We start from the raw sequence: 16,615 nt of genomic DNA, 5'->3' as shown, positions 1-16,615 counted from the left end.
TCTTAATGCCGCATTCTTCATCAGCCCCAAATTGTGGCGACCCGCCCATGACCTTGAAGAGTTTTTATACTCGTGACTCTACCGATGGCGTTCTTGGGTTATTTGCGGATCGCCGGGTTAGCTACAGCTTAAATACTAGAGTGGCGATCAGGAAAGCCTGCGATACGCTGCAACTTGGACCGGGTGATGAAATCCTGGTTCCAGATTATAATTGTGGATCTGAGGCGGATCCATTGCGCCATGCCGGGCTGAAGGTCACTCTTTATCCTGTTGATCGCCAAGCTCGTATTCATCTGGATGAGCTTGAAAAGCGTATTTCGCCCGAAACACGTGCGATCTATTTGATTCAGTATTTTGGATTTCAGCACCCAAACGGTACCGAAATTCGAGAACTGTGCGACCGGCATGGGTTATTTCTGATTGAAGATTGTGCGCTTAGTTTGCTTAGCGGAGACAAACCAGTGGCAGGGCGGCTGGGGGACATTTCAGTATTTTGTTTCTACAAATTCTTTCCTGTGATGGCTGGCGGCGCGTTGGTGGTCAACAACGAAGACATTAATGGTGACACCCAGTTTGTCCGACCTCCTCCGGCAAGCTTTATTATGAAGAACCTGCTGCGCGGTGTGTTTTACTTTCTTTTGGGCCAAGACAACGCCACCAATCTTTTGGCACGCCTTAGACCAAGCAATGCGACTGATCACATGCCGGGCAAACAGGAGATCGTCGAACGCCCAGACATGCCACCCCATTACTATTTCGATCAACGGTTTTTAGATGCTCGGATTAGTCGGTTCGCGTCGCTGCCGCTACGTTCTTTTAATGTCTCGGAGATTATTAATACACGTAGAGAAAACTATCAGTTATATCTGGATGTGTTGTCAGGTATTCAGGGAGCTTCGCCTCTTTTTCCAAGTCTGGATGATCAAGATTGTCCACTAAGTATACCCATTTTGGTTCAGCATCGCGATGCTCTGGCCGCTGCCCTTGCCGCAGATGGGATCCCCGCAACCTCGTGGTGGTCGGGATATAATCAGCACTTAGACTGGGTGGATTACGAGGACGCACGGCTTCTGAAAGAAAGTGTTTTATCGCTTCCAGTGCATCAAAACCTTGGAGATACCGAGATTAGGCATATTGCATCCCAGTTAAGCAAGCATATCCAAAGTTTGGGAACTTCTGATTATGTCTAATCTGGAATAGCTCACTGAACTAATTCTGGCGTGCGTTCGCACAGAAAACAGTTGGATTTAGGTTGGTCTTATCCCTTGTGACCCGCTCCCCGAGGCTCCCTCATTCATAACGAGAGTCTGCGGGTCTGGTTTTCATATTCTTCGTCGTCAGTTTGGGCAAGTGCGTCGTGCGCGGAGCCCTCAAATTGCTCAAGCGCACGGCGCGCTTCTGCGGGTGTTTGGTTCCCAAGCGATGAGTGAGGTCTGACTTGGTTGTAGTCGTATCGCCAGAGCGCCAGTTTGCGGCGGGCGTCATCTAACGTATCGAAGATCTCCTCATTCAACAGCTCGTCTCGCAGACTGCCATTGAAGCTTTCGATGAAGGCGTTTTGCTGTGGTTTGCCCGGATCGATGTAATGCCAATCAACTTTGTTATCCCCAGCCCATTTCAAGATCGCACGACTTGTGAACTCTGTGCCGTTATCACTGACGATGCAGGATGGCTTGCCGTAGACACGGACAAGCGCATCTAACTCCCGGGCAACACGCGCACCAGAGATACTGGTATCAGCCATCAAGCACAGGTTCTCACGGCAGCAGTCGTCGTTCACAGCCAACATGCGGAACTTGCGTGATGCGCCAAACGTGTCAGACACAAAATCCAACGACCAGCGCTCGCCTGGGCGCAAAGCCACAGGCATCGGTGTTCGTGATCCACGCGCTCGTTTACGGCCCCTGCGCCGCCTGACGCCCAGCTTTTCCTCGGTGTAGATACGATACAACTTCTTGTGGTTCATTATCATTCCCTTCCGTTCCAACAGAACACCAATCCGGCGATAACCGAACCGACGCCGCACAGCGGCAATCGCCTTCATCTCTTCGCGAACTTCTGGATTGTCCGGCGGCCGATCACGCCGGACAGTCTTAGGATCGACACCGACAAGACTGCGCGCACGACGTTGCGAGATATCATGATCCCGCATCGCTTTGCGTGCAGCAGCCCTTCGCACATTCGGTGTCGTCAGTTCTTTCCCAGTAAATCCTTCAGGACAACATTGGCGAGCATGGTATCGGCCAGCAGACGTTTCAGCTTTGAATTCTCATCTTCCAGCGATTTGAGGCGATGTGTGTCGGACACGTTCATGCCTCCGTATTTGGCTTTGAACTTGTAGAACGATGCCGAGCTCAAGCCATGCCTGCGGCACACCTCAGCTGTAGGCATCCCAGCTTCTTGCTCTTTGATCATCCCAATAATCTGGGCCTCGGTAAAACGGCTCTGTCGCATTCGTTTGCTCCTTCGAAGGTTGAGCAAACTCTACATTAAATTGAGGGAAGTTTCGGGGGGCAGGTCAGGAGCCCTCAAATTGCTCAAGCGCTCGACGCGCTTGGCTGGGTGTTTTGTTGTCTGAGCTACCCCCCGAAATTCGGACACTGACTTAAGCTGCAATTTGTTGTCTGCTGATCTTCAACACGAAGGAGATCAGGAATGTCGAAACGGAAGCAACATCACCCCGAGTTTAAGGCCAAGGTTGCGTTAGAGGCGCTGAAGGGCGAGGAGACGGTCAGCGAATTGGCCAGTCGGTTTGGGGTGCATCCCACTATGATCCACCGATGGAAGCGTGCGCTGCTTGAAGGTGCGTCTGGCGTATTTGAGCGCGGAGGTCGAAAAGCACCGGAGGTCGACGAAGAGCAGGTCAAAGACCTCCATGCCAAGATCGGGGAGCTGGCCGTCGCCAACGATTTTTTGGCCAGAAAGCTCAAACCCTGGACCGGCAAGTGAGGCGCAAGATGATTGAGCCAAACCTGCCAGGTCTTTCGGTTGGCAAGCAATGCGCGTTGCTGTCGATCTCACGGTCGTCGTTTTACTACGAGCCGAAAGGCGAGAGCCAAATGAACCTTGATCTGATGCGCCTGATCGATAAGCAGTTCCTGGAAACGCCGTTCTATGGTGTGCGCCAGATGACATGGCACCTGCGCAATGACGACCACCTCGTCAATGAGAAGCGGATCAGACGCCTGATGCGGTTGATGGGCCTCATGCCGATCTACCAAAAGCCGAACACGAGCAAAGCTGCGAAGGGGCATAAGATCTACCCCTACCTGTTGCGCGGGCTGCGTGTGGATCGGCCCAATCAGGTTTGGTGCGCTGACATCACATATTTACCGATGCGGCGCGGCTTCCTGTATCTGGTTGCCATCATGGACTGGCACACGCGCGAGGTGTTGGCGTGGCGTATCTCGAACACATTGGAAGCCGAGTTTTGCGTTGATGCCTTGAATGAGGCCATCCACAAGTTCGGCCCACCAGAGATTATGAACACCGACCAGGGCAGCCAGTTCACGTCGTTTGTCTGGACCGACCGACTGCGTCGATCCAGTGTGCGTATCTCGATGGATGGCAAGGGCCGGTTCCTCGATAACATCTTTGTCGAGCGGCTGCGGCGGTCACTGAAGTATGAATGCGTCTATCTGAACGCCTTTGAAACGGGATCAGAAATGCGGGCAGGCATCAGCAAATGGCTGACCTACTATAACTCCGAACGTCCCCATTCGACGCACGGCATATTGACCCCCAATGAAGCCTATGCCAGCAAAACGGAACCAATGAGATTAGCAGCCTAAATGAAACACTGATCCATCTTAACAAGGCTGCAAACTGGTCGAAAATCCAGGACCACCTCTGTCCTCGCAACGCTTACGCTATTAGAAGCAATGCGACACTAACTCAGCCTTGGGTATGGGCGAGCATCATGATCCAGCGAATTTTTCCGGTAGATACTTCCTCTTCAAAAGCAATCTGAAAACCGCAACTTTCTAACAAATACCTATAGTTATGAGAGAATGAGCTTTCCTCTCCGAACAGACGGCTGTCTTGAACCAGTGTCATATCATGCTCTGGGTCGACAGGCTCAACAAGCGCGATAGCGACACCTTTCTGCGAATTGAGCAATGTCAGAAGCTCTGCAAGGCTTTCTTCCGAGAAATACTCCAATACGCCACCGTATGAATAAAACAGCGTTTCGGAGATCAGGTTATTTCGGATCCAGTCAATTGCATTGCCTGAGAGAAACTCCAGTTTTGGATTCGAGGCGAAGCGCTGCTTGTTTTCCTCAACAATTCTGGGATTGATATCAATACCGATAAACTGCTGCGCGCCAGTAATCTTTTGCGAGATATGGTCCAGAGCCTGCCCATCCCCACAACCGATTTCGACCACCCGAGTGGCACCAGTTTCGTTGGCATATCGAACAAGACGTTCGATCGCTGGATAGTGCACCCCATAGAACCATTTTCCGAACCGGTCTTGAAACCGGACGTAAAAATCATGGGCAAAGTCTGTTTGCCAATACTGATGTAGCGCGTCTTCGCTTTGGCTTAAATTCCCAGACTTTCTCGCGCGGTTCATTCGCGCAAAAAGTATCAGCTTCTTGGTTCGCGAACGGTGGTCTGGATTCGCGCCATCTTCTAGATCGCGCACGGCAGAAGGGAAAAGAGCTTCTGCACAGCGTCCAAGCAAGACTTTTAGGCCTGACTTCAAATCCACTCTATTCACCCTGTGTTCTAACCGAAGACGACGAAAGCTTTCTTGCCGCCGTACCAAGCAAGGGTTTTGGACCAAACACAGCAAACATCAAAGTTGCCGTTGAGAAATAGAGAATTGCAAACATCCAATAGGTTCCGACCCCACCTGTGGTGGGCATGACTGGAAAAGCCAGTATCGAGCTGTTGAAGGATACCTGCATCATCAGAATAACCACAGCACTATGTGTGTGCGCATAGAGAAACGCACACATTAATGCGACTCCCGTCTGCAGAAACAAAAGGCCAAGTACCGGCAAATCGGGGACAATACCGATGTTGTAAAACACCATTGGCATCCACCAGAGCGTCCAGAAGAACCCGACAATGCACCCGCTAATATAGTAAGTGGTTCTCTCTGAAAGTTGCCGCACTGCGTAGCTGATCCAGACGATCTCGCCGATCAACGAGCTGATTATGATAACCTTCAATATCGAAGGACGCGCAATGACCGAGAATGATAGGGCAAGTTCTGCGCTGCCGGCATTTGAAAACAAAAATTTGAAAAGCAGTAACACCATGCAGTGAAGCGGCGCCCAGCAGACTGCCAAAACATACCATTTTATTGGAACATTGAATTTCAGCAGAGGCCGTAGAAGATGCGCGATGCCAGACCAGCGGCGTAACGCAAAAACGACGGAAAACAGCAGAATCGCCAGAAGTGCAAATCGTCCAGAAGCATAGAAGCTGCGTGGCAAAACACCGCTTGCAATTGCACCGACGAAAACTGCGTTTGCGCCAATGATAAGCGCAATGAACACCCAGACTTCGCTTCGTTTTGAAATGACACCCATCCGTCAAACCTCCATTTCGATATTAATCACCTTTCAAAAAATCTTCTTTATGTCACGCTAGTTTGGCTTCTCTGTTGGCCGCGCGTGGCAAGCCAGGCAACAGGTGGTATTCTGAATGCCAAGGTCGACAAAACGCAGTTTTGCCGCTGCACCCTCGTTTGCATCATAACCAACCGGCCAACCGTCTTCATCCAACTGCAGCGAAATGTGTTTAGGCGAAAGGCTCAACCCTTCACCTGTCAACTTCATCAACGCTTCCTTCGCAGTCCAAAAAGCATAGAACCGTTGGTGTTGCAGATCACCCTTTTCCAATGCTCGTCGCTCGGACGCTGTGAAACAGGTCTCTGCCAGTTCTAAAGGCCGTATCGAACGGCATGTCACCTCCAGATCGACACCGACCGGATGATCGTCCGACAAGGCTATCACGGCAAGATCGCCGCTGTGGCTAAGATTGAAGTGCGGCGTTTGGTCCACCAAGACTGGTTTTCCATTTCCTGTCGTCGCAAATACGACAGACTTGGGCGCAATGCCCAAATGATCGGCCAGTATCTTGCGCAATAAACCCCGCGCACGCACAAAGCGATCATGGTCCTTTTGAAACCTGAAACGCTGGGCGCGTGCCCTTTCCAGGCCGGACAAGAAGGACATGGCTTGGCTTAGGCCGATATCTCCGTTGTTGCCGATCTGGAACAGGCGTATGTCCGGCGTGCCCGCGGTTCCCATCACCCGGTCGCCGATTTGCGAGTTCTCAGAGGGCGCAACTCGCAACATCATGCGCGCTTTCTTTCGGTTTCAGAATTGTCGACCCCGCCGTTAATGAAGGTCTCGATCTTTTCCGCAAGGATTTCAGCGTTGTGCCCTCGCACCATGTCAAGGTGGGTTCCATCCATGAATGTTCTTGTAAAGTTATTCTCTTTCAATAACTTACCCCAGCCTAGATGATCGTCTAACTCAAAGGTCAGTTTTTCCTTAAGGCTGATTGGTTTCGCGAAGAACAAACTTGCAGGGCTGTTCAAATGTCCTGCATTGTAATTGCGTGCTGCAACCATCCAATTTTGTTCAACTTTTGATAGCAGCTCCAGTTCCGGGACTACTTCTATCAAACCTTCAGCAATTCTTTGACCCCTGAACTTCCGCCATTTTGACTTCACCCGGGTTTTGAAAAATGAAAAGCCTCGATCCCGCATCAGCCCGATTTCGTTTTCTATCCATTGTCGTTTGGAAAGCTTAATCGGTGATCTGAAATCCATGGCAAAGCCAGGGGCATATGAATCCAGAACAAACAAGCGCGAAACGCGGTCGCCGGCGGCCTCCAATTGGCGGGCCATCTCAAAGGCGGTGAAAGCTCCGCCCGAATACCCTGCTACCAGATATGGCCCCTGAGGCTGGCGCTGCTTCATATAGTGAATGTTCTCACGCGCAATGTCTTCGATCGAAGTGTGTTGGGTGTGTCCAAGAACGCCCCGCGTCTGCATACCAATCACTGGTCTGTGTTGTCCCAGAATTGTTCCGAATTCTAAAAAATTATTAACGTTTCCGCCCACCCCACCGACGATAAACAAGGGTTTCTTGGCAGAGGCTGCATCCGTTGGACCGCTGTGGATAAGCGTGCTGGGATCCCAGTCGCTTTCCGGGTCGAATTCAGCTTCGTTTTTATCCGACTGGGCAAGCAGGCTGGCCAGTTCCCGCGCCGTCGGGTGTTGAAACAACGTCGAGATTGGCAAGTTGATCCCGAACCGTTCGCGAATACGTGCAAAAAGGCGCACAGCAAGCAGCGAATGTCCCCCCAACTCGAAAAAGTCGTCCTCTACGCCGATTTCACTTAGACCCAGCACATCGCGCCAAATTCCAAGCAAATCTTCTTCTTCAGGCGTTTGCGGCGGCGCACTGTGTTTGCTGAGTCCGCTCGGCCGAGGCGTTGGCAAGCGCGAGCGGTCCAGCTTTCCATTGTGGTTCAGTGGGAAGGCGTCCAATGGCACATGAATAGCCGGTATCGCATGGGCCGGAAGCTTCGCGCGAAGAAAAGCGCCAAGGTCTTCCCGATCCAGTTTGCCTTCTGCGGTCACGTAATATGCGATCAGTACTTTGTCCTGCTGGCCTTCGGGCGATCTAGCGACCACCGCAGCATGTTTAATGGCGGGGTATGATTCAAGTGCCGTCTCGATCTCGCCAAGTTCTATACGGAAACCCCGAATTTTCACCTGGTCGTCAATTCGACCTTTGTAATGGACGACCCCATTTGAATCTTCGCTTGCCAGATCACCGGTTCGATACAGCAGCAGTTCGGAATCCCACGGCGCTTTTACAAACTTTTCATTCGTCAGGTCCGGTTGACCCGGATACCCAAGCGAAAGCCCGGCGCCTGCGGCGCACAGCTCACCTGTTTCTCCCTGCGGCAGAAGATTTAGATCCTGATCAACAATGAATACGTCCGTGTCATTGATGGGACGCCCAATTGGAAGAGCGGAGACAGCCTTGGCCTCTTGCAGTTTGATTTCATGACAACAGGTAAACGTCGTGTTTTCGGTTGGGCCGTAACCGTTAATCAGCGTCAGGCCCGGACAAGCCTCAAGCACCTTAGCCGCCTTTAGCGGCGAAACAACATCTCCTCCGGTCAACAATTGACGAAGTGGCTTGAAGGCTTCCGGATTGTCGTCAGCCATCGCGTGGAACAGACCGGCCGTCAGCCAGAGCGTCGTAACCTTGTTTTCTTTGATGATCTTGCCCAGTCCCGCCAATGAACTTGCATCGTCGCGATCTGGCAGTATCAAGGCGCCTCCGTTCAGCAACGCCCCCCAAATTTCGAGCGTCGCCGCGTCAAACGCGATAGGTGAGTTCTGCAAGATCCGCTCATCCGCACCCAGCGACATGAAGTTCGGCTTCTGCACAAGGCGCAAGATACCGCGATGTGGCACAACAACGCCCTTTGGCTGACCTGTCGAACCGGACGTGTACATAACATATGCCACGTCCTCACCCTTTAGATCCGGCAATACCTGATCAGTGATTTTCAGGTCAGCCAAATCAACCAGGCTAACTTGTTCGATATTGGTGTCAGTCAAGGCGTTACAGTTGCCAATCAGCAGCTTGATACCAGTGTCACCAGCCATGAACTTAAGTCGCTCTGCTGGTAATGCAGGATCAAGGGGAACATAGCCCGCCCCTGCTTTCAGGATTCCAAGCATCGCAACAATTTGGTCAAAAGACGACGGGCAACACAGTCCCACGAAATCGCCTTGCTGGATGCCTTTCCCCCGCAAAGCTCGCGCAACCTGATCCGACCGATCATTCAGCTTTTCATACGAAATTGAGGCCCCTGCCTGCACAACAGCTTCTCGGGAAGCATGTTGTTTCAGAACTTTGTGGAAGGCTGCTGGCAGACCTCCTTTGAACCCCCGCGCCTTTCGGCGCTTGGTTTTCTTTTTCGGCTGGTCCCCGGACAAGCGCCGCAGTTTCCGCAAGGGTTGTGATGGATCGCGGAGGATGTCTTCAAGAAGTGTGCTGAACCCCGCGATATGACGTTCAATCGTCGTCGCATCGAAAAGGTCTTTGTTGTAACTCCACTCGGTCATGACCTGATCTGTGGTGTCTGTCACATTCAAATAAAGCTCGAAGTTCTCATAGGCTCTCGGGTTCGATACGAACTCGCAGCCTTCTGAACCTATCGACAATCCGGACAGGTCAATTCCGTTATCGATGTTGAAAACAACTGAAACAAGACCGGGGCGCGAGGCATCCCGTTTCAACTTAAGCACCCGCATCAGTGTTCCATATGTGTAGTTCTGATGCTCGAACCCATCCAGCAATCGATCGCGCACATGCGTCAGATAATCTGAGAAATTCATATCTGGCTGTGGTTGCGTTCTTATGGAAAGCAAGTTCACGCAATGCCCGACAACGCTATCCATATTATATGACGCCTGACCTGACGACGGCACGCCGACCACCAGATCGTCACTTTTTGACAGAGCTGAAAGATACAGTTTGAAACTCGCGAGCAGGATAGCGACAAAGCTTGCGTTCTGTTTCGCCGCCAGTTTGCGCAACCTTGTCACCAGATCGGGTTCCAATGCGGAATCTATGCGCCCGCCACGAACACTGCGAACTGGTTGACGCGGTCGATCAGTCGGCAAGTTCAGGACAGGTGCGTCCTTACTGAACTGCGATACCCAATAGGCTTCCGCAGCCTTTGCATCCTCTGACATCGCCCATTCGGATTGAGCACGCGCATAGTCAATAATGGAAAGCGGTGCTTCAAGAGTGATTGAATTCCCGCAAGATTTATCCTGATAAAGCCGCGATATGTCATTCATGATCACATCGATTGACCACCCGTCACAAACGATATGGTGTGCGGTCAGAACCAGATGGTGAAGCCTTTCGCCAAGCACCAACAGATCGGTGCGCAAAAACGGCCCGGTTTGCATATCAAACGGTGTTTCGACATGACGATCCAGAACCTGTTGAATCTTGGCCTGTTGATCGGCGGGGGCCTTGCCTGATAGCTCAACAACCTCGATTTGGTGATCCATCTTAGGGTGAACAGACATCGTCATGCCATCTTCTGAGAAAGTAGACCGCAGCGCATCATGACGGGCAAAGCTCTCGCGGACAGCTTCTATCAGCGCATCGCGATTCACTTCCCCATGGATTTTCAGCGTGACGCTTTCATTATAGGCCGCCGCGACTTCAGGTGTGACCACCTGAGCGGCGAAAATCTCGCGCTGCGCCTCTGTCGTTGGAACGCTCAGCGGTTCCAACGGTTTCGCCATCGCGGCAGCGATTTTCTTGTCCCCGTCCGGCAGGCTTAGTCGCGGCGGTACATGCGAATGGCGCGGGCCATCATATGGCAGGGCCTCGCGTCCCGTTATCAATCCGGCCGCGCGCATCTCAAGGGCGGAATCCTTGAAGGCATCGACGACATAATCAATGTCTTCATCGTCATGCGCGGCTGTCATGTAAGACGGGAAGCCTTCCAGAAGGAACACGCCACGGTCACGCATATGCGCGCCCAGAAGTGCGCCGAATTTCTGGTCTTCCCCGATGCGCAGGTACATCAGTGACCCGCAATTTGGCATCCGGAAAGGCATGTCGTTGTCGACAAACCACCGGTCCACGCGGCCTGCCAGTTGATCCCCCTTGGCATTCACGGTTTTCCAGAAAAAGTCGGGTTGGGCTTTAAAGAAACTCAACATTTCACGCAAAGCTGCCATCACCAGAGGGTGGCGCACAAAGGTGCCGGCAAAGAACGTGACGGGCGCTTCCGGGAAGCTGTCGTCGCCATACTGCCACTGGCCGCCATCGAACGTGTCCATATATCGCGCTTTGCCCGACACCACACCCACTGGCATCCCGCCACCAACGACCTTGCCATAGGTGATCAGATCGGCATCGACACCGTAATAGGCCTGTGCCCCACGCGGTCCAAAACGGAAACCCGTGACAACCTCGTCGAAGATGAACAGCGACCCGGACCGTTCGGTGATCTTGCGCACCTCGCGGATGAACTCGGCGGGTCGGAATTCTGGCCGACGGCTTTGCACCGGCTCAACGATCACCGCGGCAAGGCTGTCGGCGTTCTTGCGGATATAGTCCAAAGCCTGCGGCGTGCCATAGGGCAGCACAAACACGTTCTTCACAGAGTCGCGCGGAACACCCGGCGCCAATGGCAAGGTGCGTGGCCCGTCCTTGCCGTCAACCGCCCGCACCAGCACCTCGTCGAAATTGCCGTGATAATCACGGGCAAACATTACGATCCGGTCGCGATTGGTCACGGTGCGCGCCAGCCGCATCGCGGCATAGACGGCCTCGGACCCGGTGCAGACAAAACTGGCGCGGTCGTTGCCTGTGACCTCGCAGAACAGTTGCGCGGCCTCCATGGCGACAAGGCTCTGCGGCCCAACTTCGAAGCCGTCATCCAACTGGTGGTGCAAGGCTTCGACCACCTTGTCGGGTGAATGACCAAGGAAACCGGGACCAAACCCGTTCAGGATGTCGATATATTCATTGCCGTCCACATCAAGCAGGCGCGAGCCTTTGGATTTGACGGTCACGATCTGATAAACCAGCTCTTTCCAAAGGCGGTTGAACCCCGACGCGGTGCGCGGGTCGGCATGGGTCCCGCGATGTTCGGCTGTCAGCGCCTTGGACTTGGGGGTCTTTGCCGTGAAGCGCGCGACCAGCGCATCAATATGGGCGCGTTGATCCGCGGTCAGTTCGTCCGCCTCACGCTCGATCTTTGTCAGCGGGGCCGAAGACGGCGAAGCATCTTTGTCGGTCTCAATCTTGGTCAGCTCAGCCGGGGCCGCTTTCTCGGCGGGCGCCGATCCGGGCAGCGTGCCGTTGGCTTCAATATGATCCGCCAGTGCATTGATATTCGGGAATCCGTCGATCAACTGGCGCAGCGCGACGGTGACGCCAAACTGTTCGCTCAACTCGCGGGTGGCTTGGGTCAGCAGAAGGCTGTCGAAGCCCAGCTCAAGGAAGGTGGCTTCGCCATCGATCTCGTCAGGCTCCAGGCCGGACAGCTCTGACAGCATATCGCGCAAAGCTTCACCGGCAGTCAGTTGCGGGGTTGCTTCACCAACTTCCGCACTGTCGATGGCATCATCAGTCGCGTCCAGCGCAACATAGCTTGCCTTGGCATCGACCGGTTCGACCCAGAACCTTTTGCGTTGGAATGGATAGGTCGGCAAACCGGGCAGGCGTTTGGCCTGAGGACGACCATTGTCGATGCGCGTCCAGTCCACGGGGTAACCATTCGCCCAAAGCTCGCCAAAGGCGTTCAGCAGACTTTCATGCGAGTTGGCGTTTTCGGCCTGCGCGGCAGGCAGCGAGGCGATCGCAGGCTGTGCCTTCTTCCGGTCCGGGTTCTGGCCCGACAGGGTGGCCATGGTGCGGCCCGGCCCTGCCTCAAGGAAAATATGCTGGTTCTCGGCCCAAAGCAGTTGAATGGCATCGTAAAACCGAACCGGGCGGCGCATATGCATGGCCCAGTAGTCGGGGTCCGTCGCCTCGTCATCAGTCATCCAATCGCCGGTGACCGTCGACAGGATCGGGATCCGGGGTGCGTTCAACGCCAAGCCCTCGACCGCCTTGCGGAACGGCTCAACCGCCGGGTCCATCATCTGTGAATGGAACGCGTGGCTGGTGTGCAGGCGCGAAGCGACAACTTCGTCTTTCTCAAGCCGTTTCAACAGCTTCTGGGCGGCCTCTTCCGGGCCGGCAACGACGCAGGCCTTGGCCCCGTTCACGGCAGCCAGATCAATCCCATCGCCCAGATAGGGCGCGACTTCGGACTCGCTGGCACGGACCGAGATCATCACGCCTTGCGGCAGGTCCGCCATCAGACGCCCGCGCAACGCAATCAGCTTCAGCGCATCCGGAAGCGCAATGACGCCCGCGATGGTGGCGGCGGCAAATTCTCCGATGGAATGACCGACCATCACGTCAGGCGTGATGCCCCAGTGGCGCCATTGCTGCGCCAGTGCATAACCGATCGAGAAGATGGCCGGTTGCGCCAGCGCGGTGTTCTTCAGTTTCTCGGTCGCGCAATCATGTTCGCTTTCGGGGGCATGGATCACGTCGAGCAGGTTCAGGCCCAGATCATCTTCCAGTAATTGGGCGCATAAACCCAGTGCTTCGCGGAACACAGGTTCCTGCGCATACAGGTCGCGCGCCATACCGGCGTGCTGTGCCCCCTGCCCCGGAAACAGAAACGCCAGCGCGTCGCGTTGACCCGCGGCGATGCCCTTGCCAGCAAACCCGCTGGCTGCGGCAGGCAGGTCCGACATTGTGCGGCCCAGCAAAACGGCCCGCTGTCCGAATTCTTGCCGCCCGTGACGCAACGTCGCGATTACCCGATCGGGGTCCGCGTCGGGATGGGCCTTGGCCCAACCGCCCAGATTGGCAATCGCGGCTTTCAGAGCGTCGGGCGATGAGGCCGAAACCGGGAACAATCTTGGGCTTCCGTCTGCTGTGCCTTGCGAAACGGGGTCTGTCTGGGGCGCTTCCTCCAGCACCATGTGGATATTTGTACCGCCCACGCCAAAAGCAGACACACCCGCGCGGCGCGGCGCGTCTGTGCCGTTCCAGTCCAGTTTTTCCGCCACCGGGAAGAAGGCCGAGCTGTCAAAATCGATCCTTGGGTTTGGTTTCTTATAGTGCAGAAGCGGTGGGATCACCTCGTTCTTCAGCGACAAAGTGGTCTTGATCAGACCCGTCACACCCGCTGCGATGTCCAAATGGCCAAGGTTGGTTTTCACACTACCCAGGGCGCAAAAGCCTTTGTCCTCGGTGCTGCTGGCGAACGCTGTTTGTAGCGCCGTAAATTCGATCGGATCGCCCAAAGGCGTCGCTGTGCCATGCGCCTCGATATACCCGATGGATCGCGCCTCGACGCCAGCAGCCGCATGAGCGGCCCGGATCACATCTGTCTGCGCCTTGATCGACGGCGCGGCATAGCCCGCCTTGTCGTGACCGTCATTGTTGATCGCGTATCCTTTGATCACGGCAAAAATATTGTCGCCATCGGCCAATGCGTCATCCAACCGGCGCAGAACAACCAGCCCTGCCCCATCGCCAAAGACGGTGCCAGTGGCATCAGCATCGAACGTCCGGCAATGACCATCCGCCGATGCCATGCCATCGGGCAGATACATATAGGGCCGTTTGGTCGGGAACGTGACAGACACACCGCCTGCAAGCGCCATATCCGCATCGCCACGTTGTAACGCCTGACAGGCCTGTGCCACCGCTACCAGTGAGGTCGAGCAGGCACATTGCACCGTTATGGCCGGCCCGCGAAGGCCAAGTTTATAGGCTACACGCGTCGCGATGAAATCTTTGTCATTGCCAAACAGCGTTGCGAAATCCTTGACCGGATATCCCATCGCCAGGTCGCGTGCGGCGCCCGGAGGCGACAGCAGGTTGTTCAGCAAATAGGAGTTCTGGCTTGACCCGGCAAAGACACCAATGCGCCCGTCAAACCGGGCCGGATCGTGGCCTGCATTCTCAAGCGCGGTCTGGGCAACCTCAAGCAGGATTCGGTGCTGCGGGTCCAGCCGCTCGGCCTCTTTCGGCGGGATGCCGAAATGGCGGGCATCAAACATATCCGGCTCTTGCATCGCACCACGAGACCGCACGTATGGCGCGTCGGGATCATCCTTGGACGGATCGACATCCAGCTCGTCTTCGGTGAAATGCGAGATCATCTCGCGCCCATCCAGCAGCCCCTGCCACATGGTTTGCGCATCCATCGCGCCGGGGTAACGACCAGCCAGTCCTACAATGGCAATTGGACCACTGTCAGACAGATCGCGCACTTTCGCTTCGCGCGGGACTGGTTGTGCGACCGTCTCGGGGTCCGACAAATGGTCGGCCAAGGCCGCAGCGGTCGAATGCAGGAAAAAGTCCGAGATCGGAAAATCACGGCCCAGCTTGTCCTGCAGGCGTTCGTGTACGCGCGCGATATGCAAGGACGATGCGCCAAGGTCGAAGAAATTGGTGTTGACATCCACACCATCGACTTCAAGAACATCTGACAGAACGCTGACAACAAGGTCTTTTACCCCTTTACCCCCTGATCGTCTGGATGTTTTCTGCGTCACACTTATCTTGCGCTGTTCCAGCGCTTTTCGGTCCACCTTGCCGTTATCGTTCAACGGCAGCTCATCCAAGGCCACCAGATGGGCCGGCACAGCATAGTCCGGCAGCTGTGTTTTCAGATGTTCGCGCAGCGCACCGACATCGCAATCACCGTCCGCCACGTAGTAGCCGACGAGGGTCTTGTCGGCCCCGTCCGCCCCGGCGCGCGCGATCGCGGCAGCCTGACGAATACCTTTGAACTGCTCAAGCGCGGTTTCGATACCGCCAAGCTCGACCCGGTAACCCCGCACTTTGACCTGTTTGTCGATGCGTCCCAGATAGCGAATGACGCCTTTCTTGTCGCGTTCGACCAGATCACCCGTGCGATAAAGGCGAATCGATGGATCCCATGGCGCGGACACGAACACCTCGTTCGTCAGCGCCTCTTGCCCCAGATATCCCAGCGCCAAACCCAGGCCAGCAGCGCATAATTCGCCTTGTGATCCATCTTCGACGGGCTGCAAATCTCCATCCAGAACAAAGACTTCCGTGCCATTTATCGGCTTTCCGATTGGCAAGGGCTTGCCCGCTTTCGCCTGCGCCTTGGTGATCGGGTGGCAACAGGTAAACGTGGTGTTTTCGGTTGGACCATACCCATTGATCACCTTCAGCTTCGGGCAGACCGCCTGCACCTTGGCAACCTTGTCCGGCGACACGACGTCGCCACCGGTCAAGAGCTGGCGTAAGGGCTTGAAATCCTCTGGCCGCTCATCGGCCATGGCATGGAACAAGCCAGCCGTCAGCCACATGCTGGTGATCTTCTGATCGCGAATGATCGCGCCCAATCCGCGCAGTGACGTGTCGTCGCTGTCCGGCAGGACCAGTGTGCCCCCGTTCAGCAGCGCCCCCCAGATCTCAAGCGTCGAAGCGTCGAACGCGATGGGAGAGTTCTGTAATATCCGCTCGTCCGACCCGAGCTTCATGAAATTCTGATCCCGCACCAACCGGATGATCCCGCGATGTGGCACGACAACGCCTTTGGGCACACCTGTGGTGCCCGATGTATACATGACATAAGCAACTGATTCTGGATCGTGCTTGATTTTCAAAGGCTTGGAATTTGATTCTTCCCCAACTTTCGGGTCTGCAGAAATCTGCGTTAAAGCGGATTCCTTCAGTGCCGGAATGTCCCCAACAACCGCCGCCAACCCGCTGTCTTGTGCGATCAGACGGATGCGATCATCAGAGTAATAATCCGGCAAAGGCACATACCCAGCCCCGGCTTTCAGTATGGCGAGCGCAGCAACTATTGTGTCGAACGAGCGTTGACCGGCCATGCCAACAAGATCGCCAGTGGCTACACCAGCCTTTGCTAGCTTTGCGGCAAGCGCATCTGTGCGCCTATCTAGATCATGATAGCTAAGCGCCTTGGAACCCTGACTTAACGCAACATGATCACTATGCGAGTCTGCCACGGCACGAAAATGG

General features: G+C 54.8%; 7 protein-coding genes. 2 read left to right on the top strand and 5 right to left on the bottom strand.

Going from position 1 to position 16,615, the window contains the following annotated elements; genetic code table 11:
* The first annotated feature begins 47 nt into the window (after positions 1-47).
* On the top strand, positions 48-1,190 hold the full coding sequence (locus K3556_RS16020) for a DegT/DnrJ/EryC1/StrS family aminotransferase (RefSeq protein ID WP_260519415.1): 1,143 nt from the start codon (positions 48-50) through the stop codon (positions 1,188-1,190).
* A 104-nt stretch (positions 1,191-1,294) separates the two neighbouring features.
* On the opposite strand, the gene K3556_RS16015 is transcribed toward K3556_RS16020, so the two are convergent.
* A protein-coding gene (locus K3556_RS16015) for an IS3 family transposase (protein WP_260519414.1) occupies positions 1,295-2,454 on the bottom strand; the annotation gives its coding sequence in 2 pieces (ribosomal slippage) (positions 1,295-2,205 and positions 2,205-2,454; 1,161 coding nt in all).
* 201 nt (positions 2,455-2,655) lie between these two features.
* On the opposite strand from K3556_RS16015, the gene K3556_RS16010 reads away from it, so the two are divergent.
* Positions 2,656-3,791 (top strand): IS3 family transposase gene (locus K3556_RS16010; protein ID WP_409557784.1). Its coding sequence is split into 2 segments (ribosomal slippage): positions 2,656-2,934 and positions 2,937-3,791, totalling 1,134 coding nucleotides; the frame shifts between segments, so codons are not numbered across the junction.
* Positions 3,792-3,894: 103 nt separating this feature from the next.
* On the opposite strand, the gene K3556_RS16005 is transcribed toward K3556_RS16010, so the two are convergent.
* The 4 genes from K3556_RS16005 to K3556_RS15990 are packed head-to-tail and all read right to left on the bottom strand — an operon-like array spanning position 3,895 to position 16,602.
* Positions 3,895-4,713, bottom strand: coding sequence for a class I SAM-dependent methyltransferase (locus K3556_RS16005; RefSeq protein ID WP_260519412.1), 819 nt, complete (start codon positions 4,711-4,713; stop codon positions 3,895-3,897).
* A gap of 1 nt (position 4,714) precedes the next feature.
* A complete protein-coding gene (locus K3556_RS16000; protein WP_260519411.1) occupies positions 4,715-5,542 on the bottom strand; it encodes a hypothetical protein in 828 nt (275 codons plus the stop codon).
* 57 nt (positions 5,543-5,599) lie between these two features.
* Complete coding sequence (locus K3556_RS15995; RefSeq protein WP_260519410.1) at positions 5,600-6,316, bottom strand: 4'-phosphopantetheinyl transferase family protein; 717 nt, start codon at positions 6,314-6,316, stop codon at positions 5,600-5,602.
* On the bottom strand, positions 6,313-16,602 hold the full coding sequence (locus tag K3556_RS15990; RefSeq protein WP_260519409.1) for a non-ribosomal peptide synthetase/type I polyketide synthase: 10,290 nt from the start codon (positions 16,600-16,602) through the stop codon (positions 6,313-6,315). The genes K3556_RS15995 and K3556_RS15990 overlap by 4 nt, the downstream gene beginning before the upstream one ends.
* Between the last annotated feature and the right edge of the window lie 13 nt (positions 16,603-16,615).

Origin of the sequence: Aliiroseovarius sp. M344, assembly GCF_025140835.1 — a bacterium.
GTDB lineage: Bacteria > Pseudomonadota > Alphaproteobacteria > Rhodobacterales > Rhodobacteraceae > Aliiroseovarius.
This window is presented reverse-complemented; position numbering and strand designations above follow the sequence as displayed.